Source organism: Kribbella sp. NPDC049174, assembly GCF_043197365.1.
In the GTDB taxonomy this organism is placed as follows: domain Bacteria; phylum Actinomycetota; class Actinomycetes; order Propionibacteriales; family Kribbellaceae; genus Kribbella.
Map to the genome: position 1 here is coordinate 221,744 of NZ_JBICSZ010000011.1, position 25,236 is coordinate 246,979.

Sequence of the window (25,236 nt, forward strand, 5' to 3'; positions counted from 1 at the left end):
CCGCGCCGGCACCGACGCCGGGCGTAGCGAACCGTGACCGCTCTGTGGCTGCGCCGGACCCGTGACAGGGGTCGCAGGATGCGCCGGAGGGCTTGAGGAGACCCGCACCACATGCTCGACAACGAGCCGACTACCGAAGCAGCCGACACGGCTGCCTCCGCCCAGCAGCCGCCCACTCGCAGGACCGCGAAGAAGGCCGCTGCCAAGAAGACCACCACCACCACCCGCAAGCGGACGGCCACGAAGACCGCCGCTGCCGAGGAGGTCCCCACCCAGTCCGACGGCGAGACCGCCGACCCGGCCCCGGTGAAGAAGACGGCCGCCAAGAAGGCCGCCGCGAAGAAGGCTCCGGCCAAGAAGGCCGCGGCCAAGGCGCCGGCGAAGAAGACGACCGCCAAGCGGACCACGAAGAAGGCCGCCGCCCAGGACACGTTCCCGGAGCTGACCGAGGCCGAGGCGCCCGACACGTCGGTCGCCGACGGCGGCCCGGTCGTGGAGAGCGCCCCGGCGCCCACGGATCCGGCGCCCAGGGATTCGGCCCCCGCGAAGAAGACCACCCGCAAGCGCACCGCGAAGCGGGCGGCCGCGCGGGCCGACCTGCTGGCCGAAGGCAGCCCGGTGACCGACGGTCCGGTCGCCGACGCCGGGACTGTGACCCCCGACGCCAAGACCCCCGACGCCAAGACCCCGGACGACCGGACCGCGGACACCCAGACGGCCGACACCCCGGCTGCCGGGACCGCGGCTGTGGACACTCCGGCCGAGGAGGCTCCGCAGCGGCGGACCCGGCGCCGGGCTCCGGCTGCCGCGCCGGTGCTGTTCCAGGCTCCGGTCGACGTACCGGCTCAGGCTCCCGCGCAGGCCGCGGCGACCAGCCCGGTCGAGGCGACCCCGGAGGTTGCCCAGGCGACGCCTGAGGCGGTGACCGAGCCGGGGACCGACGAGCAGCCGACCACGACGCGCCGCCGCCGGAACCGTCGCGGCCGCGACACCGAGGCCCGCGAGGCCGAAGAGGTCGTTGCCGAGCCGGTGCAGGAGACCGCCCAGGAGACGGCTCAGGCCGCCGACGAGGACGAGACCGCTGAGGCCGAGTCCGCGCAGACCGAAGACGGCGAGGAGGGCGGCGAGGGCAGCCGTCGTCGCCGTCGTCGCCGCGGTGGCCGTCGCCGCCGCAAGTCCGGTGAGACCGACGGCGCCGAGGACAGCGCCGACGAGCACGCCGACGACGACGAGCAGGACGAGCCGGAGATCGAGGCGAGCTCCGACGACGAGCAGGACGCCGCCGCCGACGCCGACGAGGACGCGGAGGGCTCGGGCAGTTCGTCCCGGCGCCGCCGCCGCCGCCGTCGCCGCAAGGGCGAGGAGACCGCCACGGCGCCCGACGACCCGGACGAGACCGTCGTCCGCGTCCGCGAGCCGCGCAGCAAGAACACCGCGAACGAGATCACCGCGGTCGAGGGCTCGACCCGGCTGGAGGCGAAGAAGCAGCGCCGCCGCGAGGGCCGCGCCGCCGGCCGCCGCCGGGCGCCGATCGTGACCGAGGCCGAGTTCCTGGCCCGGCGCGAGTCGGTCGAGCGGACCATGGTGATCCGCGCCCGCGGCGAGCTGACCCAGATCGCCGTCTCCGAGGACAACGTCCTGGTCGAGCACTACGTCGCCCAGGAGGAGCAGGTCTCGCTGATCGGCAACGTGTACCTCGGCCGGGTGCAGAATGTGCTGCCCAGCATGGAGGCCGCGTTCATCGACATCGGCAAGGGCCGCAACGCCGTCCTGTACGCCGGTGAGGTCGACTGGGCCACGCTCGGCGGGGCCAACGGCCCGCGCAAGATCGAGTCGGTGCTGAAGTCCGGCCAGGCGGTCCTGGTGCAGGTGACCAAGGACCCGATCGGCCACAAGGGCGCCCGGCTGACCAACCAGATCAGCCTGCCCGGCCGGTACGTCGTCTACGTCCCGCGCGGCGGCAACGGCGGTATCAGCCGCAAGCTGCCCGACACCGAGCGGAACCGCCTGAAGGGCATCCTCAAGGACATCGTCCCGGACGAGGCCGGCGTGATCGTCCGGACCGCGGCCGAGGGCGCCTCGGAGGAGGAGCTGACCGCCGACGTCAGCCGGCTGCAGAAGTACTGGACCGACATCGACAAGAAGTCGAAGAACGGCCAGGCCCCGCAGATGCTGCACGGCGAGCCGGACCTGCTGATCCGGGTGGTCCGCGACCTGTTCACCGAGGACTTCACCAAGCTGGTGATCTCCGGTGACGACGCCTACGACCAGGTCCGCGAGTACGTCTCCGACGTCGCCCCGCATCTGGCCGACCGGGTGGAAAAATGGAGCCCGGTGGCTGGAGGCAGCAGTGACGTCTTCGCGAACTTCCGGATCGACGAGCAGATCAAGAAGGCGCTGGACCGCAAGGTCTGGCTGCCGTCCGGCGGTTCGCTGATCATCGACCGGACCGAGGCGATGACGGTCGTCGACGTGAACACCGGCAAGTTCACCGGCTCCGGCGGCAACCTCGAGGAGACCGTCACCAAGAACAACCTGGAGGCGGCCGAGGAGATCGTCCGGCAGCTCCGGCTCCGCGACATCGGCGGCATCATCGTGATCGACTTCATCGACATGGTGCTGGAGTCGAACCGCGACCTGGTGCTGCGCCGGCTGGTCGAGTGCCTGGGCCGGGACCGGACCAAGCACCAGGTGGCCGAGGTCACCTCGCTCGGCCTGGTCCAGATGACCCGGAAGCGGATCGGCACCGGTCTGCTCGAGGCGTTCAGCGAGAACTGCGACCACTGCGGTGGCCGCGGCCTGATCCTGCACGACGAGCCGAAGGAGTCCCGCCGGCGCGACAGCCGCGGCGGTCAGGACCAGAAGCCCGCCGCTCAGGTCGACGAGGGCGGTAGGAAGAACTCCCGCCGTCGCGGCCGGGGCCGTGGTCGCGGCGAGGACGAGCAGCCCGAGCCGGAGACCGCGCCCACCAACGGCGACGCCGCCCAGCGGCTGGCCCAGATCGCGGCCGCGTCCGCCCACACCGACGCCAAGAAGGCGGAGGAGACCGGTGACGCCGGTACGGCGGGGGAGCCGACCGGCTACCCGGTGGCCGGTGACGAGCCGGTGAGCGCCGAGGCGACCGGGTTCCCCGAGGGCGGTGCCGTGGCGACGACCGCCGTACCCGAGGCGGCCGCCGGAGCGGAGACCGTGGAGGCGGACAAAGCTGAGCAGAACGGGTCCGGACGCAACGGCACCAGGCGGCGGCGCAGCAGCCGTGGCCGGGGCAAGTCGGCCGGACAGAGCGACGAGGGGACCGGTGCGGCGAGTGACCCCGCTGAGCTGGTCACCACCGGCAACTGACCCGGTTTGACCCGTCTGTGAGGCGACCCGTAAACTTGAGCTTCGGCGCGCGTTCCGCGTGCCATGTTTGTGTGGGCCGCTAGCAGGTCTGTGCAGGCCCCCGTAAGAACTTCCGAACCAGCAGAGAGTGAGATCCACGGTGTACGCGATCGTGCGCAGTGGCGGCACCCAGCAGAAGGTCGCCGTCGGCGATGTCATCGAGATCGACAGCCTGACGGACCAGGTCGGCGACACGGTTTCGCTGCCCGCAGTCCTCGTCGTCGATGGCGACACCGTGACGACCGACGCCGCCGCGCTGGCCAAGGTGGCTGTGTCGGCCGAGGTCCTGGGCCGCACCAAGGGCCCCAAGATCAACATCCTCAAGTACAAGAACAAGACCGGTTACCGCAAGCGCCAGGGGCACCGTCAGCACTACACCCAGGTCAAGGTCACCGCGATCGACGCTAAGAAACTGTCTTCCTCTGAGAAGAAGGGGAGCTGATCTAGACATGGCACACAAAAAGGGAGCGGCGTCGACCCGTAACGGTCGCGACTCCAACGCGCAGCGGCTCGGCGTGAAGCGCTTCGGCGGCCAGCTGGTGAACGCCGGCGAGATCATCGTCCGGCAGCGTGGCACCCACTTCCACCCGGGCAACCTGGTCGGCCGTGGCGGCGACGACACCCTGTTCGCGCTGGCCGAGGGCCACGTGGAGTTCGGCACCCGGCGCGGTCGCCGCGTCGTCAACATCGTCCCGGTCCCGGCGGAGTAACACCGCCACCCGGACGAGTCACAAGCCTTTACGAAGGGCGGGTTGCGGAATACCGCGACCCGCCCTTCGGCTATGTCGGAGAAACCAGGAACCCCCGCCGCTCGCTCCGCTCGGGGCGGGGCGACGAACACCAACAGGAAGTCGAGAACACCGATGGCGATCCCCAGCTTTGTCGACCGGGTCACGGTGCACGTCACCGCTGGCCGCGGCGGAAACGGCTGCGCCTCGGTGCACCGGGAGAAGTTCAAGCCGCTCGGCGGCCCGGACGGCGGCAACGGCGGTGACGGCGGCAGCGTCATCCTCCGCGTCGACCCCGATGTGACCACCCTGGTCGACTACCACCGGTCCAGTCACCGCGCCGCCACGAACGGTGCCCAGGGCAAGGGTGACCACCAGGCCGGCAGCAACGGCGCGCATGTCGTCCTGCCCGTCCCCGACGGCACGGTCATCAGTACGGCGGACGGCGAGGTGCTCGCGGACCTGGTCGGACCGGGCGCGGAGTTCGTCGCGGCCCAGGGCGGCAAGGGCGGGCTCGGCAACGCCGCGCTGGCCAGCTCGGCGCGGAAGGCGCCCGGGTTCGCGCTGCTCGGTGAGGAAGGCGAGGAGCGCACGCTCGTCCTCGAGCTCAAGGTGGTCGCCGACATCGGCCTGGTCGGCTTCCCGAGTGCCGGCAAGTCCTCGCTGGTCGCGTCGATCAGCCGGGCCCGGCCGAAGATCGCCGACTACCCGTTCACCACCCTGATCCCGAACCTCGGCGTCGTCGTCGCCGGTGACACCACGTTCACCGTGGCCGACGTACCCGGGCTGATCGAGGGAGCCAGCGAAGGGCGCGGGCTCGGGCACGACTTCCTGCGGCACGTCGAGCGGTGCGCGGCGCTGGTGCACGTGATCGACTGCGCGACGTACGAGCCGGGCCGTGATCCGCTCAGCGACCTCGACACGATCGAGGCCGAGCTGCAGGCACACGGTGGGCTCGAGGACCGGCCACGACTCGTTGCCCTGAACAAGATCGACGTACCGGACGCCCGGGAGATCGCCGGGATGGTGCAGGCCGAGCTGGAGCAGCGCGGGCTGCGGGTGTTCCCGATCTCGACCGCGAGCCACGAGGGCCTGGAGGCGCTCAAGTTCGCGATGGCCGAGATCGTCGGGCGGCAGCGGGCCGAGGCGGAGAAGCCCGACACCACGCGGATCGTGATCCGGCCGCAGGTGCAGGGCGGGCCCGAGTTCAAGGTGAAGAAGCTGCCGGACGACGGCGGCTGGTTGGTGCAGGGCGAGAAGCCCGAGCGCTGGGTCAAGCAGACCGACTTCGCGAACGCGGAGGCGACCGGCTACCTGGCCGACCGGCTGAACCGGCTCGGGGTGGAGAAGGAACTGCTGGAGCGGGGGGCGGTCGAGGGCGACGCGGTCGTCATCGGCGACGGTCCGAACGCGATCGTGTTCGACTTCGCACCCGAGGTCCAGGCCGGGGCGGAGATCCTGGCCCGGCGGGGCGAGGACCACCGACTGGAGGAGCCGCGCCCGGCGGTGCAGCGGCGCCGGGAGAAGGACACCGAGTACCACATCCAGCGGGCGTCGACGGATCGTTCCGAGTACAAGCAGGGCTGGGTCGAGGACGAGGTGGACATGTCCCCGGCCGAGGCGAAGCGAGCTGCAGAGAAGGCGGAGAAGCTGGCGCGCAAGGAGGCGCGGGAGCTCGACGCCAATAGCACAGATAACGGTTGATCCTTGATGAAACAGCGCGCGGAGGTCGTCAAGGCCACGCGGATCGTCGTGAAGGTCGGCTCGTCATCGCTGACCCAGCGCGGCAAGATCGACCTGGAACGGCTCCGGCTGCTCGTCGACGCCATCGCGGCGCGACGGGTGGAGGGGACCGAGGTCGTGCTCGTCTCTTCGGGCGCGATCGCGGCCGGCCTTGCTCCGATGGGGCTGCGCTCGCGACCACGTGACCTGGCCACGCAGCAGGCGGCCGCGTCGGTCGGGCAGGGCCTGCTGATGGCTCGCTACAGCGACGCGTTCGCGGCCCACGGTCTGCGCGTCGGCCAGGTGTTGCTGACGGTCGACGACGTGACCCGGCGGAGCCACTACCGCAACGCGTACCGGACGTTCGCACGGTTGCTCGAGTTGGGCGTCGTACCGATCGTGAACGAGAACGACACGGTGGCCACGACCGAGATTCGCTTTGGTGACAACGACCGGCTGGCTGCGCTGACCAGTCACCTGGTGCACGCCGACCTGTTGTTGCTGCTGTCGGATGTCGACGGTCTGTACGACGGGGATCCGCGCAAGCCGGGTACGTCGATGGTCGCGGACGTCCGTGGACCCGCCGATCTGGAGAGGCTCAGGATCGGCCGGACCGGCTCGTCGGGTGTCGGAACGGGTGGTATGCAGACGAAGGTCGAAGCGGCCGCAATCGCTACCGAGGCAGGGATTCCGGTCGTGCTGACGTCGGCCGCCCGCGTCGGCGAGGCGCTGAAGGGCTTGCCGGCCGGCACTCTCTTCCACCCCACCGGCCGTCGCCGCAAGACCAGGTTGCTCTGGCTGGCCCACGCCACCTCGGGCCAGGGCAGGCTGTGGCTCGATGCCGGGGCCGTACGGGCTGTGACGGAGCGCCGTGCGTCGCTTCTTCCCGCCGGTATCTCGAAGGTCGAGGGAACGTTCTCGGCCGGGGATCCCGTCGACCTCGTGTCACCCGAGGGCGTCGTCGTCGCCCGCGGCCTGGTCAACTACGACGCCACCGAACTCCCTGACCTGCTGGGCCGATCGACCCGCGACCTGGCCAGGGAGCTCGGCGCGGCGTACGAGCGTGAAGTCGTCCACCGCGACGATCTGGTCGTGCTGACCTAAGGCTTCACCGCGAGGACCGGGCAGTCGGCCTGGAGCAGGATGGTCTGGGCCTGGCTGCCGAGGAGGAGCTTGCCGACCGGGGTCCGGCGGCGGAGGCCGATCACGATCAGCTCCGCGTTGAGCTCGTGGGCCAGTTTGAGGATCTGGTCGCCCGCGTCCTTGCTCTCGACGAGCTGGGTCAGCTCGTGCTCGACGCCGGAGTCGGCCAGCCGGTGCTCGACCGACTCCCACTCGGCGCCGGACGCGAACCGCTTGTCCACCAGCGATTCGCCGCGGCTGGAGTTCACCACCACGAGCCGTTGCTTGCGCAGCTTGGCCTCCTCGATCGCGCCCTCCAGCGCCGCGAAACCCTCGGGGGTCGGTACATAGCCGACGATGATCGCCACGATCAGTCTCCTGTCCAGTCGGAGTGCTGGGGTACGACGTCCTGCGGGGGTGGGGTACGGCGCTTGCGGATCCGGCCGACCACCGGCGGAACCAGCAGCACCAGCAGGATCACGAAGTACACCGTCTTGGAGAACCAGGTGTTGTAGAGGCCGCTGATCGCGCCGTCGCTGATCTGCAGGGCGCGCCGCATCTGCTCCTCGGCGGTCGGGCCGAGGATGATGCCGATGATCGCCGGCACCACGGGCAGACCGTAGCGGCGCATCAGGAAGCCGAGGGCACCCAGGACGAGCAACAGCCAGAGGTCGAAGGTGGACAGGTTCGTGGCGTAGGCACCGATGCTGGCGAAGAACAGGATGCCGGCGTACAGGTACGGCCGGGGGATCCGCAGCAGCTTGGCCCACATCGGGGCGAGCGGCAGGTTCAGCGCGAGCAGGATGGCGTTGCCGATGAACAGGCTGGCGACGAGTCCCCAGACCAGTTCGGGTTGCGTGTCCAGCAACCGGGGACCGGGCTGGATGCCGTAGCCCTGGAAGGCGCCGAGCATCACCGCGGCGGTCGCGGTGGTCGGGATCCCCAACGTGAGCAGGGGAACCAGACCGCCCGCGGCCGACGCGTTGTTCGTCGCCTCGGGACCGGCGACGCCCTCGATCGCACCCTTGCCGAACTCCTCGGGGTGCTTGCTCAGCTTCTTCTCGGTGACGTACGACAGGAACGTCGGGATCTCGGCACCGCCGGCCGGGACCGCGCCGAACGGGAAGCCGATCGCGGTCCCGCGCAGCCACGGCTTCCACGACCGCCGCCAGTCGTCGCGGCTCATCCGGGCCGCACCGACCGGGATGATCTCGGCCGGGGTACGGCGCAGGTGGGCGGCGATCCACAACGCCTCGCCGACCGCGAACAGGCCGACCGCGACCACGACCACATCGATGCCGTCGGCAAGTTCCGGCAGGCCCAGCGTGAGCCGCTGCTGACCCGAGGTCGGGTCGATCCCGATCAGGCCGATCAGCAACCCGATCGCGAGGGAGGCCAGGCCGCGGATCTTCGACGAGCCGAGCACGGTGGTGACCGCGACGAACGCCAGTACCATCACCGCGAAGTAGTCCGGCGCGCCCATCTTGATCGCCAGGTTGACGACCACCGGCGCCAGCAGGGCCAGGCAGAGCGTGCCGATCGTGCCGGCCACGAACGATCCGATCGCCGCTGTCGCCAGCGCGGCAGCGGCCCGGCCTCTTCGGGCCATCTTGTTGCCTTCGATCGCGGTGACCACCGACGCGCTCTCACCTGGTGTGTTCAGCAGGATCGAGGTGGTGGAGCCGCCGTACATGCCGCCGTAGTAGATCCCGGCGAACATGATGAAGGCTTGGGTCGGTTCCAGCGAGTACGTCAGCGGCAGCAGCAGCGCGATCGTCATCGCCGGGCCGATCCCGGGCAGGACGCCGATCGCCGTACCGAGCAGGACGCCGACGAAGGCGTACAGCAGGTTGGTCGGATGCGCCGCGGTGGCGAATCCGTTCATCAGTTCGGAGAACGCGTCCATCAGAGGATTCCCTTGAGGATGCCGACCGGCAGGGCGATGCCCAGCGCGAGGTTGAACAGGTACCAGGTGCCGACCGACAGGGCGATCGCGATGATCGCGTTGCGGATCAGGTGCCGGCTGCCGAGGGCGTAGGCGGTGCCGAAGAACAGCACCGCCCCCGACACCGGCCAGCCGAGCCGCTCGATCAGCAGAATGTTGGCCACGAACGATGCGGTCAGCAGGCCGAGGGTCTTCCAGTCACTGCCGTGACCGAGATCCACGTCCTCACCGGCTTCCTGCTCACCCCGGCCGCCCCGTAGGACGTCGATCGCCAGCAGTACGGCGGACAGGATCAGCAGTCCGCCGACGAGCAGTGGGATCGTCTTCGCGTCGATCGGCCCCCGCGCCTGGAGGTCGGGGAGCCGCAGCGCGTCGACCACGGCCCAGCCGCCGAGGACCAGGAGCAGGAGGGCCACTCCGAGCTCGGAGCGGCCCTGCGTCGTCGTACTGGTGGACGGGGTGCTCATCAGGCCACGAGACCCAGTTCCCGCAGTACGCCTGCGACCCGGTCGTTCTCGCTGTCGAGGAACGACTTGAACTCGTCACCGGTCTGGAAGGCGTCGGCCCAGCCCTGGTCGGCCAGCGTCTGCTTCCACTGCGGCGAGTCGTGCATCTTCGTGAGCAGGGCGATGAACTCCTGCTTCTTCGCGTCGGACAGCTCCGGCGGCGCGACGATGCCACGCCAGTTGGTGAAGACCAGGTCGATGCCGAGGCTCTTCAGCGTCGGTGCGTCGATACCCTCGACCGGGTTCTCCGTCGTCACCGCGAGGATCTTCACGTCACCGGACTTGGCCTGCTCGGCGACCTCGCCGATCCCGGTCGCCGCGAACGCGACCTTCTTGCCCAGCACCGCGGTGAGCAGCTCGCCGCCGCCGTCGTACGGCACGTAGTTGACTTCCTTCGGCTGGACGCCGACCGCCTTCGCCAGCAGCATCGGGGTCAGGTGGTCCGGGCCGCCCGCGTTCGACGCACCGCCGACCGGAACCTTGCCCGGGTCGGCCTTCCAGGCCGTGATCAACTGGTCCAGGCTGGTGTACGGCGAGCCCTTCGGCACGACGATCGCCTCGGCCTCCTCGATCAGCTTGGCGATCGGGACGGTGTCCTGCAGGGTGGCCTTCGACTTGTTGGTGTAGACGGCCCCGACGACGCCGAGCCCCATCTGCATCATGATGTCTTCCTTGCCCTTCTCGTTCACCAGCCGCTGCAGGCCGACGGTGCCGCCGGCACCGGCGGTGTTGAACACCTCGACGGTGTCGGTCAGCTTGGCGTCCTGCATCGCCTTCGCGGCGGCGCGAGCGGTGGTGTCGTAGCCACTGCCGGGGGAGTTGGGCACGAGGATGCGCAGGCCCTTCACGGGCCCGCTGTCAGCTCCGCCGGAGGCGTTGTCGTCGGCGCTGACACCACAGCCGGTGGCCGCGGCGGTGAGCGCCAGGACGGCGGTGATGCTGGTGAACCAGGTCCGTGCTTTCACGGCGGTCTCCTTGGTCTGCAGGGGTCCGGTCGTCGTCAGCGTGCCGGGCGCCGGGTGGAGGTGTCACCGTTACGAACGCAAACTCCGTTGTGCTCATTGTGCTCACGCCAAAGATGGCGCGATCCGGCCGTCGGCAGCACAATCAAGCCGTGACTGCGAGGTGGCGAGCGCGCCTGGGCCGGCGTCGATGGACGCTGGCCGGACGGATGCTGGCCATGCAGGTGCTGATTGTGCTCGTCGTCCTGGTCGGCGTCGCCGCGGTCTCACTGGCCCAGTCCAATGCCCGCTTCCACGAGACCGAGGGCAAGCGGGCCGGCGACATCGCCGAGGGGCTGGCCGTCATGTCCGGCATCCGGGGCGCGGCCGCCGCGAACGGCAATTCCCTGCTCAGCCAGGCGCAGTCCCAGGCGGAGTCCGGCCGCACCTTGTCCGGTTCGACGTACGTCGTGGTCGCCTTGCGGGACCGGCGCATCATCGTCTCCACCGATCCGTTGCCGAAGAACTCCGTCCGATGGTTGCAGGCGACGGACGCGTTCCAGGGCCGGTCCTGGGTGGGGCATGACGACGAGACCGGCGCGGCACTCGCGATGGCGCCGATCCTCAACGAGGGCTCCGGAGCGACTGACGGCGTGGTGGCGGTCGGCCGGCAGTACCCCTCGGTGCTGGACAACCTGCGGGAGGCGTTGCCCAACCTGCTCACCTATCTCGGCATCGCCAGCCTGCTCGGCATCCTCGGGTCATTGCTGTTGGCAAGAACCGTGAAGCGCCAGACCCTCGGCCTGGAACCGCGCGAGATCACCGGTCTGGTCGAGCAGCGGGAGGCGCTGCTGCACGGCATCAAGGAAGGCGTGCTGGCGGTCGACCTGCAACGCCGGATCACGATGGTGAACGATCAGGCCGCCCACCTGCTCGGCATTCCGCTGGCCTCGGCCGGCCAGGTGCTGACAGAAGTGGATGAGACCGGCCGACTGCTGGAGATCTTCGACGGGCCCGAGCCGACCACCGACCAGATCCTGCCGCTACACGGCCGCGTCCTCACCCTGAGCCGGATGCCAGTCCGCAGTCACGGCCGGCAGATCGGCTGGGTCGCGACCTTCCGCGACCGGACCGAGCTGCTGGAGCTGCAGCGTGAGCTCGACCTGACCCGGAACACCACCGACACGTTGCGCGCGCAGGCGCACGAGTTCAGCAACCGGATGCACATCGTCAGCGGGCTCGTCGAGCTGGGCGAGTACGACGAGGTACTGCGCTACATCCAGCAAGTGGCCGCCGACCAGACCGAGCTGACCGCGAGCATCACCGCTCGGGTGGCTGATCCGGCCGTCGCCGCACTGCTGATCGCGAAGTCCTCGCAAGCCGCCGAGCGCGGGGTGATCTTCGAGATCGCGCCCGCCAGCCTGCTGTCGCGGCTGGACGAGCGGCTCGCGACCGACGTCTCGACCGTGCTCGGCAACCTGGTCGACAACGCGCTCGACGCCGCCGCGGGAGCTCCCGATCCGTACGTCGCTGTCGAAGTGATCGAACAGGAAGGCGCCGTACGGATTCAGGTCCGCGACTCCGGGCCCGGCGTCGACAGCGCGATGCAGCATCGGGTCTTCGCGCACGGGTTCAGCACGAAGACCAGTGAGTCCGGCGAACACGGGATCGGGCTGGCGCTGGTGCGGGTGATCTGCCGCAAGCGCGGTGGCGACGTGACCGTGCACAACGACGCGGGGGCCGTGTTCGTCGCGACCCTGCCGATGCTGGCTCCGGTGGTGCGGACATGATCCAGGTGCTGGTCGTCGACGACGACTTCATGGTGGCGCGGCTGCACTCGAGTGTGGTGTCCCGGCAACCCGGATTCGAGGTGGTCGGTGCCGCCCGCAACGGTACCGAGGCGCTCGCCGCCGTCCGCGCGTTGCGGCCGGACCTGGTCCTGCTCGACATCCATCTGCCGGACATGAGCGGTCTGGAGGTCCTGCGGCGGTTCCGTGAGTCCTCGGCCGACTACCCGGTCGATGTGATCGTGATCAGCGCGGCACGTGATCTCGACAGCCTGCGGACGGCGTTGCGCGGCGGAGTGTTCCAGTACCTGGTGAAGCCGTTCGAGATCGAGTCGCTGCGGAGCAAGCTGGTGGAGTACGCCGAGCATCGGGCCGAGCTGCAGCGCCTGACGGACGTCGACCAGGCGGAGGTGGATCGGGTGTTCCGCGCGCAGGGGAGCCGGGGACCCTCGACCTTGCCCAAGGGGATCAGCCCGGAGACGACCGACCTCGTGGTCCAGGCGCTGGGAGATGCGCCGGACGACGGGATGTCCGCGAGCGACTGCGCGGCGGTGACCGGCCTGTCCCGGAGCAGCACGCGCCGGTATCTCGAACACCTGGTGACGATCGGCAAGGCGGAGATGCGGCCGCGGTACGGCGTGGCCGGCCGGCCCGAGCGTCGATACCGACTGCTCCGGCGCTAGATGCGGCGCTACGGGAGTCGCTCGCCGATCGCTGCGAGGGCTGTGTCGCGGGCGGTCAGGACGTGGGCCTCGGCGAGCTCGCGGGCCCGGGCCGCGTCTCGGGTGATCAACGCGTCGAGGATGCCGCGGTGTTCATCCAGCGCCGCGGTCCGGCGCAACTGCGACTGGTTCGTGAAGGCTCGATACCGCGCCATCTGCCCGTCGACCTGCTCGTGCAGCCGGGCCGCCCACCCGTGCGCCGCGATCTCGGCGATCTCGAGGTGGAAGTCGTGACCGGCGTTCATCGCGTCCTCGGCGAACTCCACCAGCCGCTCGTTCCGCGCCACCAGCCGCGTCAGCGTCTCGGCCGCCGCATCGGTCATCCGCTCGGCTGCCTCGGCGGCCATCAGCCCCTCCAGCGCCGCCCGGACGGTGTAGAGCTCGTCGATCTCCTGGGCCGACAGCGTGCGCACCACCATCCCGCCGGTGGGCAGCTGGTCCACCAGATCCTCGGCCAGCAGCAGGCGGAGGGCCTCACGTAGCGGTGTCCGGCTCACCTGGAGCTGCTGGGAGAGCTCCGGCTCGAACAGCCGCCGGCCCGGTGGCAGCTCGAGCGACAGGATCTGCCGCTTCAGCTCGGCGTACACGACCTGGCCGCCGGAGGCGCGCCGCAGTTTGTCCGTCATCTGGTCTCTCCCTTTGCATACTTGTATACAAGTATGCTTCTTTAGTGGAGTCATCGTAACCGCCAGATCGGAGCAGCGGATGGCATCAGCCCAGCGGACCCGCCCGGAGGCGCTGCTGTCGTTCACCGAGGCCGTGCTGCGCGCGGAGGGTGTGCCCCAGTCGGACGCGCACCTGCTCGCCGACACCCTGGTGACCGCCGAGCTCTGGGGGCACGCGTCCCACGGCATGCTCCGGCTGCCCTGGTACGTCGCCCGCCTCCGCAGCAGCGCGATGGAGCGTGTCACCCGGATCGAGCGCGTCCGCGACACCGGTGCGCTGGTGGTGCTCGACGGCGGCAACGGCATCGGCCAGGTGATCACCGACCACGCGATCTCACTGGGCGTCGAGCGGGCCCGCGAGTACGGCGTGAGCGCGATCGGCGTCCGGAATTCGGGTCACTTCGGCACCGCGGCGTACTTCACTCGCAAGGCCGCCGGCCAGGGCTGCGTGGCGCTGCTCTGCACGAACGCGAGCCCGGCGATGGCGCCCTGGGGTGGCCGGCACAAGAGCATCGGGACCAATCCCTGGTCGATCGCGGCGCCGGCCGGACGGCACGGGACCGTGGTGATGGATCTGGCCAACACGGCCGTTGCCCGCGGCAAGGTCTACCTCGCCGCCGAGCGCGGGACCGAGATCCCGGCCGGCTGGGCCGCCGATGCCGAGGGCAACCCGACCACCGACCCGCGGCGCGCGATCGAGGGCCTGATCCTGCCGATGGCCGGGCCCAAGGGCTACGTGATGTCGTTCATGTTCGACGTACTGGCCGGTGTGCTGACCGGCAGTGCGTTCGGCGCCGATGTGGCCGGGCCCTACCAGCCGGATGCTCCGAGCGGGGTCGGACACCTGTTGCTCACCATCGACATCGCCGCGATGGACGACCCGGCGTCATACGCCGAACGCGTCGAGGCCCTCGTCGACGCGACCCGATCGGCCGAGACCGCTGCCTGGGCGGACCGGATCCTCGTCCCGGGCGAGCTCGAGGACCAGAACCTCGCCGAGCACACCGTCACCGGTATCACCCTGACCGCCACCACCTGGACCAGCCTGGTCACGCTCGGCGCCGAGGCCCAGGTCGACCTGCCGCCCACGGAGGAACACGCCGCATGATCAGCCTCACCGTTTCGATTCAGGTGGTTCCTGGACACCTCGACAAGTTCGTCGAGGCCATCCGGACCCAGGCCGAGCGGTCGTTCACCGACGAGCCGGGCTGCCTGTACTTCGACGTCAGCCAGGACACGGCCGACGACCACCACTTCACCCTGTACGAGCTGTACGCCGACGACGCCGCCGTCGAGGCACATCGATCGGCCCCGCACTTCAAGGTCTGGCGGGAAGCCGTCGCCGAACACGTCGTACCGGGCAGCCAGGCCAACACCCTGGCCCGCCGCGTCATCCACCACTCTGCTGAGGAAAGCCGATGAACCTGCTGATCCGTCCGGGCGAGGTCGAGCCGTTCGACCGCGGCAACGGGGTCGTCACCCTGCCGTACGTCGGCCGCTGGAACTCCGAGACCAACCGCATCACCACCGGCCAGACCGTCTTCGCCCCGGGCACCGGACTTCCGCTGCACAGCCACAACGTGGAGGAGTCGGTGCTGATCCTCGACGGTGACGCGGTCGCGGTCATCGACGGCGAGGAGTTCGACCTGGTCGCGGGCGACGCGACCTGGGTTCCGGCCGGCGTGCCGCACCGGTTCTACAACCGCGGCACCACCCCGATGCGGATCTACTGGGTGTACGGCGGCCGCGACGTCACCCGCACCATGACCGCGACCGGCGAGACGTTCGAGCACCTGTCGGAGAACGACCGCGGCGGGTTGAGCGCCCGATGATCACCACGATCAATCCGGCCAACGGGAAGACGCTGGCGACGTACGGCGCGATGACTCCGGCCGAGCTCGAGCAGGTCGTCGTACAGGCTGCGCAGGCGGCCACCTCCTGGGGATCGGTGCCGGTCTCCGCGCGGCTGGAGGCCCTGACCCGGCTGGCTGCAGAGCTTCGGGGGGCCAAGGACGGGCTCGCCGCGATGATGACGGCCGAGATGGGCAAGCCGATCGGCGAGGCCGAGGGTGAGGTCGAGAAGTCTGCCGTCACCGCCGAGTACTACGCGGCTCAGGGCGCCGCGATTCTTGCCGACGAGCCGGTCGCGATCGACGGTGTGCAGGCGTGGGTCTCGTACGAGCCGATCGGGCTGGTGCTCGCGGTGATGCCGTGGAACTTCCCGGTTTGGCAGGTCTTGCGGTTCGCCGTACCGACGCTTGCGGCTGGCAACGGAGTTCTGCTGAAGCACTCGCCCAATGTGACCGGGTCCGCGCTCGCGATCGAGCAGGTGTTCCGGGACGCCGGGTTCCCGGATCATCTGGTCCGGACGCTGGTGGTGGACGAGGCCGACGTACCGGCGACGATCGAAGGGCTGATCGCGGACGATCGGATCGCGGCGGTCACGTTGACCGGCAGCAACCGGGCCGGCGCCGCGGTCGGTGCCGCCGCCGGGCGCGCGTCGAAGCGGTCCGTGCTCGAGTTGGGTGGCTCGGACGCGTTCGTGGTGCTCGCCGACGCGGATGTCGAGGCGGCTGCGGCCGCGGCGGTCCGGGCCAGGTTCACGAACTCGGGGCAGAGTTGCGTGTGTGCGAAGCGGTTCATCGTCGAGGAGGCGGTGGCCGACGAGTTCATCGACCGGTTCGTCGTCGGCGTCAAGGGCCTGGCGGTTGGAGATCCCACCGATCGGGCGGTCGCGGTCGGGCCGCTGGCCCGTGACGATCTGCGGGCTGCTCTGCAGCGGCAGGTGGATGAGTCTGTTGCTGCCGGGGCTGTGCTGGCGACGGGTGGCGGAAGTATCGACGGGCCTGGGTACTTCTTCGAGCCGACGGTGCTGACCGGGACCGCTCCGGGGATGCCGGCCTTCGACGAGGAGACGTTCGGCCCGGTCGCGGCGGTGGCTGTGGCTCGCGATGCTGCGGATGCGGCGTCGCTGGCCGGCGCGACGCAGTACGGGCTGGGCCTGAGCATCTGGACTGGGGATGCTTCTCGGGGCGTCGAGGTGGCGCGGCGGATCACGTCGGGTGCCGCGTTCGTCAACGCGGTCGTGGCCTCCGACCCGCGGGTTCCCTTCGGTGGGACGAAGCGGAGTGGCTACGGACGTGAGCTGGCTGCCCAGGGGCTCCGCGAGTTCACCAACACCCGGACCTACTGGGTCGCCGGCTGAACCAGATACCTTCCCCACCCCACCGCCCCGGTCGTTGAGACGGCTGGGCGGGCCGGCGAGGGTTCACCCTACGATGGGAGGGTGAGCGAGATCATCGAGCTGGCCCGCCGGGCGCGCGAGGCGTCGTACGCGCTGGCGGAAGCCTCCCGGGCGACCAAGGACGCGGCGCTGCACGCGATGGCGGCGGCGTTGCGGGCGAACACGGACGCGATCGTCGCGGCGAACGCCAAGGACGTGGCGTCGGCGCGGGAAGCCGGTACGCCGGAGTCCACGGTCGACCGGCTGGCGCTGGACCCGGCCCGGGTGGACGCGATGGCCGCCGGTCTCGAGCAGCTCGCCGGGCTGACCGACCCGGTCGGTGAGGTCGTTCGCGGCTACACGCTGCCGAACGGGCTGGAGCTTCGTCAGGTGCGGGTGCCGTTCGGCGTGGTCGGGATCATCTACGAGGCTCGGCCGAACGTGACCGCCGACGCGGCCGGCATCTGCCTGAAGTCCGGTAACGCGGTGCTGCTGCGCGGTTCGTCCTCGGCTGCCTCGTCCAACGAGGCGATCGTCGCCGTACTGCGGGAAGCGGTCACCGAAGCCGGTCTGCCGGCTGACGTGATCCAGGGCGTGCCGACGGACCGGGCCGCGGTGAAGGAGCTCATGCAGGCGCGCGGGCTGGTCGACGTACTGATCCCGCGCGGTGGCGCCGGGCTGATCCAGACCGTGGTGAGCGAATCGACCGTGCCGGTGATCGAGACCGGTGTCGGCAACTGTCACGTGTACGTGGACTCCGAGGCGGATCTGGATCTCGCGCTGACGATCCTGCTGAACGCCAAGACCCAGCGCCCCAGTGTCTGCAACGCGGCCGAGTCTCTGCTGGTGCACTCGTCGGTGGCGTCGTCCTTCTTGGCGAAGGCCCTGCCGGCGCTGGCCTCCGCCGGTGTGACGGTCCACGGGGATGCGGCAGTGGTTGCCGCTGGCAAGGACGTGGTCGCGGCGACCGAGGAGGACTTCGGGAAGGAGTACAACTCGCTCGACCTGTCAGCGGCCGTGGTCGACTCGCTGGAGGCGGCCGTACAGCACATCCGCCGCTACAGCTCCGGTCACACCGACGCGATCATCACCCGCTCGCAGGCCGCGGCCCGCCGGTTCGTCGCCGCGGTCGACTCGGCGGCGGTCGTGGTGAACGCCAGCACCCGGTTCACCGACGGCGGTGAGTTCGGCTTCGGCGCGGAGATCGGCATCTCCACCCAGAAGCTGCACGCTCGCGGCCCGATGGGCCTGCCGGAGATGACGTCGACGAAGTACGTCGTCACCGGCGAGGGTCAGATCAGGACCTGAGCCGACAACGTTCGGACGACGGGCGGCTCCGCGGACACCACCGCCAGGGCCGCCACGTACCCCGGGTCGACGGTCAGTTGGATCACCTGGAACCCGTTGGGCGCTCCAGTGATCGTCCGGAGATCTGTCCGCAGTCCGTCCCCGGTCGCCTTCACGATCGCCTCCTTGCGCGTCCAGTACGTCGTGAACGCGTGCACCCTCTCGTCATTCCGGGGGAGTGCGGCCAGCTCGGCATCTGACAGGCTGATGCTCGCCACGCCGGCGACATCCAGGCCTGGATCAACCTTCTCCACATCGAGGCCGACCGGGCGATCGCTGATCGCGACGCCGACCAGATCACCGGAATGCGTCACCGACAGCTCGGCGCCCTCCGCCCGCACCTTCCCATGCGGCTTCCCGCACTCCGGGCAGGTCCGATCCAGGCTGATTTTTGCTGGAGGCAACGACAGTCGGTGCGCCAGCAACCGCCGTACGATCGTGCATCCCAGCAGGAACCGCGCCTTGTCCTCGGCGCGCACGTAGGCCTTCAGCCGCTGCTGTTCCACCGGATCCAGATCGTCGGCGAACTCCGCGCGGACCTGTTCGATCCGGCCCCACCACACCTCGACCTCGGTCATACCGGTCCGGGTGTCCAGGTCAGCGAACCACTCTGCAGATCGTCGACAATCGTCTCGATCCAGCGGACCTCGGCCTCGGTGATCGCCTTCAGGTACTCGGTCTCGAGCAACGCCCAGCGCGGAATCTCGTGCTCGCCGGTCAGTTCGGCGTCGAAATCGGCGATCCGTTGGGTCAAGCGTTCCCGTCGTTCGGCGAGCAACTCACCTGCGGTCTCCGGCATCAGCAGCATGACGAACGACAGCGCGGCCGGGAACTCCGGGAACTCGTTGCGCGGCGTGGTCAGCATCTCGCTGAGCCACTGCCGGCAGACCGTGCGCCCCTCCTCGGTCAGGTGGTACGTCGTCCGCTCGGGGTAGCGCTCGTCCCGCTCAGTAGACCCGACCGCGATCAGCCCGCCGTCCTCCAGCCGGTCGATCATCCGGTACAGGCTGGTGCGCTGCCCGACGTTGACCACCTGGTCCTTACCCCACTGCTTGATCAGCCGCTGCATCCCGTACGGATGCAGCGGCCCGTTCTCCAGCAGGCCGAGGATCGCGAGGGCCAAGGGGGAGTGGCGAAGGGTCACGCGGTCAGCTTACGTGTTTGCGAAACTAGTTGCAATGAAACTAGACCGTGTGTGACTATCGAGCCATGATGACAACGGAACTCACCCAGGGCGCGGTGGAATCCCGCGACGGCACCCGGATCGGGTACTGGAAGACCGGCCGCGGCCCCGCGGTCGTCCTCGTGCACGGCAGCATGGAGTCGAGTCGCAGCCACACGCTGCTCGCCGAGGCGCTGGCCGATGACTTCACCGTCTATCTGCTGGATCGGCGCGGGCGTGGGCTGTCCGGTCCACACCGGCCGGACCACTGCGTTCGTACCGAGGTGGAAGATGTCGAGGCCGTGCTGACCCTCGCCGGCGCCGAGTTGGCGTTCGGCGTGAGTGCGGGCGGTGCGGTCGTGATGGAGGCGGCGCGCACACTGCCGGTCCTTCGCAAGGTGGCGGTCTATGAGCCGGCGCTGGTGATGGACGGCGACAGGCACCGGGTTTGGCTGGCCCGCTTCGACGAGGAGATCGCTCGCGGCGACATCCCTGGTGCGATGGTCACGAGCATGTTCGGGCTGCAGTTGGCGCCGTCGTTCCTGAAGGTGATGCCGCGGCGGATGCTGACCCGGATCACCGAGAAGATGCTGTTCAAGGAGGAGCGTCAGCTCGGCGCCGACGCGGTCACCATGCGCAAGCTGGCTCCGACGATCCACCAGGAAGGTGCGCTGATCGCCGAGCTGGCCGGGACGTTCGACAAGTTCCGCGAGGTGTCCGCGGAGGTGCTGCTGATGGGTGGCAGCAAGGGGTTGGCGGCGCTCAAGCCGTGGCGGGACACGTTGGAGAAGGTGCTGCCGCAGTGCACGCGAATCGAGTTCGATGGCCTCGACCACGGCGCGTCGAGTGACCCGGGTGGAACCAATCCGCGGGGTAGCGCGAAGGCGGTCGGCCTGATTGCGACCGAGATCAAGGCGTTCCTCAAGCAGTCCTGATTGCCCATTCCACCGCTTCTGCGATGTCCGTGACGGGATATCGGACCGCCTGTACGACGCGGTCCGGACCAACCACGAGGACGACTCGCTTCAACCGTTCGTACCCGCCGGCGCGGAAGGTCGGCAGCCTGAGTGCGGCAGCCAACTCCAGTTCCAGGTCGGACAGCAGCGGGTGCGGTATCTCCTCCGACGCCGCGAACGCTCGCTGCTCGTCCGGGCGTTGGGTGCTGACGCCACGGATCGCGATCCTCTCGGCGGCGAACTCGTCGTACCGGGCGGCGAAGAGCCTGTTTTCCAGCGTGCAGCCGCTGGCGCCGGCGATCTCGCTCCAGCCGTCCGGCAGTGGCGTCGGCCGGCCGGTCGCCGGGTAGCCGAACAGCACAGTCGCTCGGGCGTCGGTGTCCACCACGTCGAGCGTCGTACCGGCTGTGGAAGGCAGGGTGATCTCGGGGACCCGGTGGCCTGTCAGTTGGTGGATCCGATGCGCGGGCGGCTCGTCGTCGGTGTTGGTGCCGGTGAGTGAGCCGTCGCCGAGGAGCCAGCGGTCGCCCCAGTCCTGGAGCGCGACCAGCACGGGCAGCAGTGCTCGGCCGCGCGGGGTCAGTCGGTAGGCGTAGCGCGTCGGGCGGTCCTGGTACGCCGACCGCTCGACGATCCCGCTGTCGAGCAGGCCGGTCAGTCGCTCGGCCAGGACCTTGCGGGAGATGTGCAGCGACTCCGCGAGCTGGTCGAAGCGATCGAGGCCGCGGGCCAGGTCGCGGACGATCAGCAGTTCCCAGCCGTCGCCGATCACGCCGAGGGACTGCGCGATCGCACAGTCCGGCTCGGGTTCGAAGCTGCTCCGCCGCACGCCGACCCCCAATCCGGTTGCCACCACGCTAGCCGGGCGACTAAGTTCCTATTAGGAACTCACTCTAGCTGGGGGTGCCATGTACTGGCGACGGATCGCGGAACTGCCGGGCTGGCTCAAGGCGGTGATGGTCGGCCAGTTGGTCAGCTCCGCGGGGGCGCTGGCGTGGATCTACCTGACGCTCTACCTGGTCGAGGACCGCGGGATGTCCGCGCAACAGGCCGGCTTCGCGGCGGCGGCGTACGGCGTTGGACTGCTCGGCGGGAACCTGGGTGGCGGCTGGTTCGGCGACCGTTTCGGTCTGCGGTCTGCGGCCGTGGCCAGTCAACTGTTGTGGGCGGTCGCTTGTCTGGCCATGCCTGCCGTGCCGAGTGCAGCGCTTGGCGTTATGGCCGGAGTGGCTGGGCTGTTCGGGGGAGCGAGTCGGCCGAATCTCAGTGCGCTGGTCGCCACCGCGCTGCCGGACGAGCGTCGGCGAGAGGGCATCGCGCTGTCGCGTACGGCGAGCAACGCCGGCTTCACCATCGGGCCACCGCTCGGCGGACTGCTGGCGGCGTACGACTTCTCGCTGGTGTTCCTCCTGGATGCGGTGTCGAGTGTGGTGCTCGCGGCGATCGTGTGGCGGTTTGTGCCGGCTGGGCGCCGTACCGTCGCTGTCGCGGCGACGGGGATGTGGCGTGCGTTGCTCCGGGACCGGTCCGTGTTGGTGCTGTTGGCAACGATCGTGGTGGTGGACACCGTGTATCGGCAGGTGTTCGCGACGATGCCGTTGTTGTTGCGGGATGCCGGTTCGCCGGCGGTCGCGTACGGCGTACTGATCGGGCTGAGCTCGGTGGTCATCGTCTGTTGTGAGGCGCCGCTCGCCGTCCGGTTGCGGGGTCATCGGGCGTTGCGCGTGATCGCGGTGGGATTCGCGCTGGTGGGAGCGGGGTTGGCGGTGCTCGGGATCTGGCCGGCGTTGGCCGGGGCGACGGTGGCGATCGTGGTGATCACGGCGGGGGAGATGCTCTACAAGCCGACCGCCACCGCTCACGTCGCCGACGCGGCTCCTGATGGGATGGTGGGCCGGTATTCGAGTCTTTACGCCGCCGCGTCGATCAGTGGCATGTTCCTCGCGCCTGCACTCGGTGGATCGGCGTACGAACACGCGCCGGGACTGCTCTTTCCGGTCGCGGCCGCGCTCGCTCTCGTGGCGGGCGTCGTACTAGTCCTGGTCGGGGAGCGGCGCCGGGCGGCCCTCCCAGCGGGTCGACAGGACGACCGTCGTCCGGGTGCGGACCACTCCGTTGACGCGGCGCAGTGAGCCCACCACCGCCTCGAGCTGGGTGACGTCGGGTACGCGGACCTTCACCACGAGTTCCTGGTCGCCGGCCACGAACCAGCAGTCCTCCACCGCGGCGATCTCGCGGACCTGGTCGACGATGTCGTCGGTCTCCACGTCGTCGCGCTGGAACAGCCCGATCAACGCGCTGGTGCCGAGCCCGACCTGGTCCGGCGCGACCACCGCGCGGTACCCGAGCAGCACGCCGCGCTCCTCGAGCCGGCGGACCCGTTCCTGGACGCTCGGGCCGGACAATCCGACCACGCGACCGAGCTCGGCCCAGCTGGACCGGCCGTTCGCCCGCAGTACCTCGATCAGTTGCCGGTCGATTGCGTCCATTGGCGCGAACCTCCCCGTTCACCACAGATTCATAGGTCTGCGGCCTAGATTACCTTTAATTCGTTTGTCCACCCTGCGTGCTAGACGTAGAATGTGTGGTGTCGGGATCGTCCGTCCCGAGACCGCCGTACAACCCAGTGAAGGAATCATGATCACCCCCGAAGTCGCCCGTGCCCAGATCGACGAGATGCATCGTGTCGCCGCGCAGTACCAGCGCGCCCACGCCGTGCCGTCGCGGTGGCGCCGGCTGCTGACCCGTTACGTCCGCCACAGCTGACCCACCTCCGCGCGACCGGTGAGCCTGCCCAGGCGCCCGGTCGCGCTCGTGTCGGTGGACACGAGATAGGCTCTGGCTCATGCAAACGCACCTGCTGCCGCTGCTCGCGGCTGTCGAAGAGGCCGGCTCCGAGGCCGCGCACATCTCGCCGTGGTGGTACGGCGGGTTCTCCCTGTTCGTGCTCGTCCTGCTGCTCGCCGTCACGGTCATCATGGGCAAGGGCCGGCCGCACAGCTGAGCGGCTTGACGAAGGGCTGACGTGGCATCTGTGGAGCGGGTCCGGCGCCTCGGCGTGATGGGCGGCACCTTCGACCCGATTCACCACGGGCACCTGGTCGCGGCCAGCGAGGTGCAGTCGTACTTCGACCTGGACGAGGTGATCTTCGTCCCGACCGGCCAGCCGTGGCAGAAGTCCGAGCGGAAGGTCTCGCCGGCCGAGGACCGCTACCTGATGACGGTCATCGCCACCGCGTCGAACCCGAGGTTCTCGGTCAGCCGGGTCGACATCGACCGGCCGGGGCCGACGTACACGATCGACACACTGCGCGACCTGTCCAAGCTGTACCCCGACGCCGAACTGTTCTTCATCACCGGCGCCGACGCGCTCGCCCAGATCCTGACCTGGCGCGACGTGGACGAGACGTTCAAACTGGCCCAGTTCGTCGGCTGCACCCGGCCCGGCACCGAGGGTCTCGAACTGCCGCTCGACAAGCTGCCGATGGATCGGATCACCCTGCTCGAGGTACCCGCGCTGGCGATCTCGTCGACCGAGTGCCGGGAGCGGGTCGCGAAGGGGAATCCGACCTGGTACCTCGTCCCGGACGGCATCGTCCAGTACATCGCCAAGCGTGAGCTCTACACCAACCGTTAGAAGGAACTACATGCCAGCCAGCGAACGTGCTATCGAGCTGCTCACCGCGGCGGCGGAAGCGGCCCACGACAAGAAGGCCGAGAACGTCCTCGCCTTCGACGTGTCCGAGCAGCTCGCCATCACCGACGCCTTCCTGGTCGCGTCCGCCTCGAACGACCGCCAGGTCCGCGCCATCGTCGACGCGGTCGAGGAGAAGCTCCGGGTCGACTTCGACGCCAAGCCGGTCCGCCGCGAAGGCGCCCGCGAAGGCCGCTGGGTGCTGCTCGACTACCTCGAGATCGTCATCCACGTCCAGCACTCCGAGGAGCGCAGCTTCTACTCCCTCGAGCGGCTCTGGCGCGACTGCCCGACCATCGCCCTGCCCTCTCCCGTTCCTGGTTCCGCCGCCGAATGACCGCGGGACGACTGATCGTCTGGCGCCACGGCCGGACCGAGTGGAATCTGCAGGACAAGATCCAGGGCCAGGCCGACATCCCCCTCGACGACATCGGGGTGTCCCAGGCCCGGGCCGCGGCCGCCCGCCTGGCCTCGCTGGCTCCGACCCGCCTCTTCTCCAGCGACCTCCAGCGCGCCGCCGCCACCGCCGGTGAACTCGCCGCTCTGACGGGGTTGAAGGTCGAGTACGATGAAGCCCTCCGTGAGATCGACGTCGACGACTGGGCCGGCATGACCATGTCCGAACTCGCCGCCATCCACCCCGAGGCCGCCGCCCGCATCCGCTCCGGCGAACCCCAGCGGCGCGGCACCTCCGGCGAGACCGTCGAAGAAGTCGCCCTCCGCTTCTCCGAGGCCCTCGGCCGCATCGCCGGCGAAGGCGGATCCGAAGACACCGTCGTCGTCGCCACCCACGGCCTCGCCGCCCGCGTCGGCATCTGCCTCTTCCTCGGCATCCCCCAAGACCACTGGCCCGCCTTCGGCGGCCTCTCCAACTGCAACTGGGTCTCCCTGCTCCCCAGCCGCAACCACCGCTGGCGCATCGAGGAATGGAACGCAGGCTCCCTCCCCGAACCAGTCATGAGCGACGACCCCCAACGCTGAAGCACACGGGAAGAACACCGCCCAAAGGACACCGCTCCGCGGCGGCAGTTCTTCTGGCGCCTCCGGCGCGCCGCGAACTGTGATCCGGCGCACCGCGCTCGGCGGATGTACTGGGGGACCGGGGCGAGCGTGAAAGGACACCGCTCCGCGGCAGCTGTTCCTCTGGCGCCTCCGGCGCGCCACGAACCGTGGTCCGGCGGACCGTGCCAGGCGGACGTACTGGGAACCGGGCATCCGGCGAGTGGTCCTTCTAGTGCGCGTGGATGGCTCGCGGTGGGATCGGCTGAGGCGGTACTGAAGGCGACATCAGCGCTGCGCAGGAGGGGTCTACGAGCGTGCCGCGGAGGGGGCTTA

The 25,236-nt window shown here is 69.6% G+C and carries 28 protein-coding genes; 19 read left to right on the plus strand and 9 right to left on the minus strand.

Annotation, left to right across the window (positions count from 1 at the left end; all coding sequences use genetic code 11):
* Positions 1-111 precede the first annotated feature (111 nt).
* From ACGFIF_RS38945 to proB, 5 genes are all read left to right on the plus strand, one after another.
* Positions 112-3,342: an Rne/Rng family ribonuclease gene (locus ACGFIF_RS38945; protein ID WP_393161877.1), complete on the plus strand. Its 3,231-nt coding sequence runs from the start codon at positions 112-114 to the stop codon at positions 3,340-3,342.
* Positions 3,343-3,481: 139 nt separating this feature from the next.
* Positions 3,482-3,823: a 50S ribosomal protein L21 gene (rplU, locus tag ACGFIF_RS38950; protein WP_393161879.1), complete on the plus strand. Its 342-nt coding sequence runs from the start codon at positions 3,482-3,484 to the stop codon at positions 3,821-3,823.
* A 7-nt stretch (positions 3,824-3,830) separates the two neighbouring features.
* Positions 3,831-4,091 carry a 50S ribosomal protein L27 gene (gene rpmA, locus ACGFIF_RS38955; RefSeq protein WP_393161881.1) on the plus strand — a complete coding sequence of 87 codons (261 nt, stop codon included), beginning with the start codon at positions 3,831-3,833 and terminating at the stop codon, positions 4,089-4,091.
* A 153-nt stretch (positions 4,092-4,244) separates the two neighbouring features.
* On the plus strand, positions 4,245-5,813 hold the full coding sequence (gene obgE, locus ACGFIF_RS38960) for a GTPase ObgE (protein WP_393161883.1): 1,569 nt from the start codon (positions 4,245-4,247) through the stop codon (positions 5,811-5,813).
* 6 nt (positions 5,814-5,819) lie between these two features.
* Positions 5,820-6,935: a glutamate 5-kinase gene (gene proB / locus ACGFIF_RS38965; RefSeq protein WP_393161885.1), complete on the plus strand. Its 1,116-nt coding sequence runs from the start codon at positions 5,820-5,822 to the stop codon at positions 6,933-6,935.
* Here proB and ACGFIF_RS38970 read toward each other — a convergent pair.
* The 4 genes from ACGFIF_RS38970 to ACGFIF_RS38985 are packed head-to-tail and all read right to left on the minus strand — an operon-like array spanning position 6,932 to position 10,369.
* Positions 6,932-7,321, minus strand: a complete 390-nt coding sequence (locus ACGFIF_RS38970; RefSeq protein ID WP_132207490.1) for a universal stress protein — start codon at positions 7,319-7,321, stop codon at positions 6,932-6,934. The genes proB and ACGFIF_RS38970 overlap by 4 nt on opposite strands.
* A 2-nt stretch (positions 7,322-7,323) precedes the next feature.
* Positions 7,324-8,859, minus strand: coding sequence for a tripartite tricarboxylate transporter permease (locus tag ACGFIF_RS38975; protein ID WP_393161888.1), 1,536 nt, complete (start codon positions 8,857-8,859; stop codon positions 7,324-7,326).
* Entirely contained in the window at positions 8,859-9,365 is a 507-nt protein-coding gene (locus ACGFIF_RS38980) for a tripartite tricarboxylate transporter TctB family protein (RefSeq protein WP_393161890.1), read from the minus strand. Before ACGFIF_RS38980 ends, ACGFIF_RS38975 begins: the two co-directional genes overlap by 1 nt.
* Complete coding sequence (locus tag ACGFIF_RS38985) at positions 9,365-10,369, minus strand: Bug family tripartite tricarboxylate transporter substrate binding protein (protein ID WP_393161892.1); 1,005 nt, start codon at positions 10,367-10,369, stop codon at positions 9,365-9,367. Before ACGFIF_RS38985 ends, ACGFIF_RS38980 begins: the two co-directional genes overlap by 1 nt.
* Positions 10,370-10,518: 149 nt before the next feature.
* Here ACGFIF_RS38985 and ACGFIF_RS38990 point away from each other — a divergent pair, with 149 nt between their 5' ends.
* The gene (locus ACGFIF_RS38990; protein ID WP_393161894.1) at positions 10,519-12,135 is read left to right on the plus strand and encodes an ATP-binding protein; all 1,617 of its coding nucleotides are present in this window, start codon (positions 10,519-10,521) and stop codon (positions 12,133-12,135) included.
* The gene (locus ACGFIF_RS38995) at positions 12,132-12,815 is read left to right on the plus strand and encodes a response regulator (protein ID WP_393161896.1); all 684 of its coding nucleotides are present in this window, start codon (positions 12,132-12,134) and stop codon (positions 12,813-12,815) included. Before ACGFIF_RS38990 ends, ACGFIF_RS38995 begins: the two co-directional genes overlap by 4 nt.
* Before the next feature lie 8 nt (positions 12,816-12,823).
* On the opposite strand, the gene ACGFIF_RS39000 is transcribed toward ACGFIF_RS38995, so the two are convergent.
* Positions 12,824-13,480: a GntR family transcriptional regulator gene (locus tag ACGFIF_RS39000; protein WP_393161898.1), complete on the minus strand. Its 657-nt coding sequence runs from the start codon at positions 13,478-13,480 to the stop codon at positions 12,824-12,826.
* A 79-nt stretch (positions 13,481-13,559) separates the two neighbouring features.
* Here ACGFIF_RS39000 and ACGFIF_RS39005 point away from each other — a divergent pair, with 79 nt between their 5' ends.
* From ACGFIF_RS39005 to ACGFIF_RS39025, 5 genes are all read left to right on the plus strand, one after another.
* Positions 13,560-14,627, plus strand: a complete 1,068-nt coding sequence (locus ACGFIF_RS39005) for an Ldh family oxidoreductase (protein ID WP_393161900.1) — start codon at positions 13,560-13,562, stop codon at positions 14,625-14,627.
* Positions 14,624-14,941, plus strand: coding sequence for a putative quinol monooxygenase (locus tag ACGFIF_RS39010; protein ID WP_393161902.1), 318 nt, complete (start codon positions 14,624-14,626; stop codon positions 14,939-14,941). Before ACGFIF_RS39005 ends, ACGFIF_RS39010 begins: the two co-directional genes overlap by 4 nt.
* Positions 14,938-15,351 carry a cupin domain-containing protein gene (locus ACGFIF_RS39015; protein WP_393161904.1) on the plus strand — a complete coding sequence of 138 codons (414 nt, stop codon included), beginning with the start codon at positions 14,938-14,940 and terminating at the stop codon, positions 15,349-15,351. Before ACGFIF_RS39010 ends, ACGFIF_RS39015 begins: the two co-directional genes overlap by 4 nt.
* The gene (locus ACGFIF_RS39020) at positions 15,348-16,724 is read left to right on the plus strand and encodes an aldehyde dehydrogenase family protein (RefSeq protein ID WP_393161906.1); all 1,377 of its coding nucleotides are present in this window, start codon (positions 15,348-15,350) and stop codon (positions 16,722-16,724) included. Before ACGFIF_RS39015 ends, ACGFIF_RS39020 begins: the two co-directional genes overlap by 4 nt.
* Before the next feature lie 81 nt (positions 16,725-16,805).
* On the plus strand, positions 16,806-18,050 hold the full coding sequence (locus tag ACGFIF_RS39025; RefSeq protein ID WP_393161908.1) for a glutamate-5-semialdehyde dehydrogenase: 1,245 nt from the start codon (positions 16,806-16,808) through the stop codon (positions 18,048-18,050).
* Here the strand turns inward: ACGFIF_RS39025 and ACGFIF_RS39030 are convergent.
* Both ACGFIF_RS39030 and ACGFIF_RS39035 read right to left on the minus strand, forming a co-directional pair.
* Complete coding sequence (locus ACGFIF_RS39030; RefSeq protein ID WP_393161910.1) at positions 18,035-18,667, minus strand: 4'-phosphopantetheinyl transferase family protein; 633 nt, start codon at positions 18,665-18,667, stop codon at positions 18,035-18,037. The two genes, ACGFIF_RS39025 and ACGFIF_RS39030, sit on opposite strands and share 16 nt — an antisense overlap.
* A complete protein-coding gene (locus tag ACGFIF_RS39035) occupies positions 18,664-19,233 on the minus strand; it encodes a PadR family transcriptional regulator (protein ID WP_393161912.1) in 570 nt (189 codons plus the stop codon). Before ACGFIF_RS39035 ends, ACGFIF_RS39030 begins: the two co-directional genes overlap by 4 nt.
* 65 nt (positions 19,234-19,298) lie before the next feature.
* On the opposite strand from ACGFIF_RS39035, the gene ACGFIF_RS39040 reads away from it, so the two are divergent.
* Positions 19,299-20,186 (plus strand): alpha/beta fold hydrolase, encoded by an 888-nt coding sequence (locus ACGFIF_RS39040; RefSeq protein WP_393161914.1) that lies wholly within the window; start codon positions 19,299-19,301, stop codon positions 20,184-20,186.
* Here ACGFIF_RS39040 and ACGFIF_RS39045 read toward each other — a convergent pair.
* Positions 20,173-21,060, minus strand: a complete 888-nt coding sequence (locus ACGFIF_RS39045) for a winged helix-turn-helix transcriptional regulator (protein WP_393161916.1) — start codon at positions 21,058-21,060, stop codon at positions 20,173-20,175. The two genes, ACGFIF_RS39040 and ACGFIF_RS39045, sit on opposite strands and share 14 nt — an antisense overlap.
* 55 nt (positions 21,061-21,115) lie before the next feature.
* On the opposite strand from ACGFIF_RS39045, the gene ACGFIF_RS39050 reads away from it, so the two are divergent.
* Positions 21,116-22,339: an MFS transporter gene (locus ACGFIF_RS39050; protein ID WP_393161918.1), complete on the plus strand. Its 1,224-nt coding sequence runs from the start codon at positions 21,116-21,118 to the stop codon at positions 22,337-22,339.
* Here ACGFIF_RS39050 and ACGFIF_RS39055 read toward each other — a convergent pair.
* The gene (locus tag ACGFIF_RS39055) at positions 22,241-22,696 is read right to left on the minus strand and encodes an Lrp/AsnC family transcriptional regulator (protein ID WP_393161920.1); all 456 of its coding nucleotides are present in this window, start codon (positions 22,694-22,696) and stop codon (positions 22,241-22,243) included. The genes ACGFIF_RS39050 and ACGFIF_RS39055 overlap by 99 nt on opposite strands.
* 148 nt (positions 22,697-22,844) lie before the next feature.
* On the opposite strand from ACGFIF_RS39055, the gene ACGFIF_RS39060 reads away from it, so the two are divergent.
* The 5 genes from ACGFIF_RS39060 to ACGFIF_RS39080 all read left to right on the plus strand — a co-directional run bounded on the left by ACGFIF_RS39060 (position 22,845) and on the right by ACGFIF_RS39080 (position 24,882).
* Positions 22,845-22,973, plus strand: coding sequence for a hypothetical protein (locus tag ACGFIF_RS39060; RefSeq protein WP_393161922.1), 129 nt, complete (start codon positions 22,845-22,847; stop codon positions 22,971-22,973).
* Positions 22,974-23,052: 79 nt separating this feature from the next.
* Complete coding sequence (locus tag ACGFIF_RS39065) at positions 23,053-23,211, plus strand: hypothetical protein (RefSeq protein WP_393161924.1); 159 nt, start codon at positions 23,053-23,055, stop codon at positions 23,209-23,211.
* Between the two features lie 21 nt (positions 23,212-23,232).
* Positions 23,233-23,844, plus strand: a complete 612-nt coding sequence (gene nadD / locus ACGFIF_RS39070) for a nicotinate-nucleotide adenylyltransferase (protein ID WP_393161926.1) — start codon at positions 23,233-23,235, stop codon at positions 23,842-23,844.
* Positions 23,845-23,854: 10 nt separating this feature from the next.
* A complete protein-coding gene (gene rsfS, locus ACGFIF_RS39075) occupies positions 23,855-24,238 on the plus strand; it encodes a ribosome silencing factor (RefSeq protein ID WP_132207475.1) in 384 nt (127 codons plus the stop codon).
* Positions 24,235-24,882, plus strand: a complete 648-nt coding sequence (locus ACGFIF_RS39080) for a histidine phosphatase family protein (protein WP_393161929.1) — start codon at positions 24,235-24,237, stop codon at positions 24,880-24,882. The genes rsfS and ACGFIF_RS39080 overlap by 4 nt, the downstream gene beginning before the upstream one ends.
* Positions 24,883-25,236: the final 354 nt, after the last annotated feature.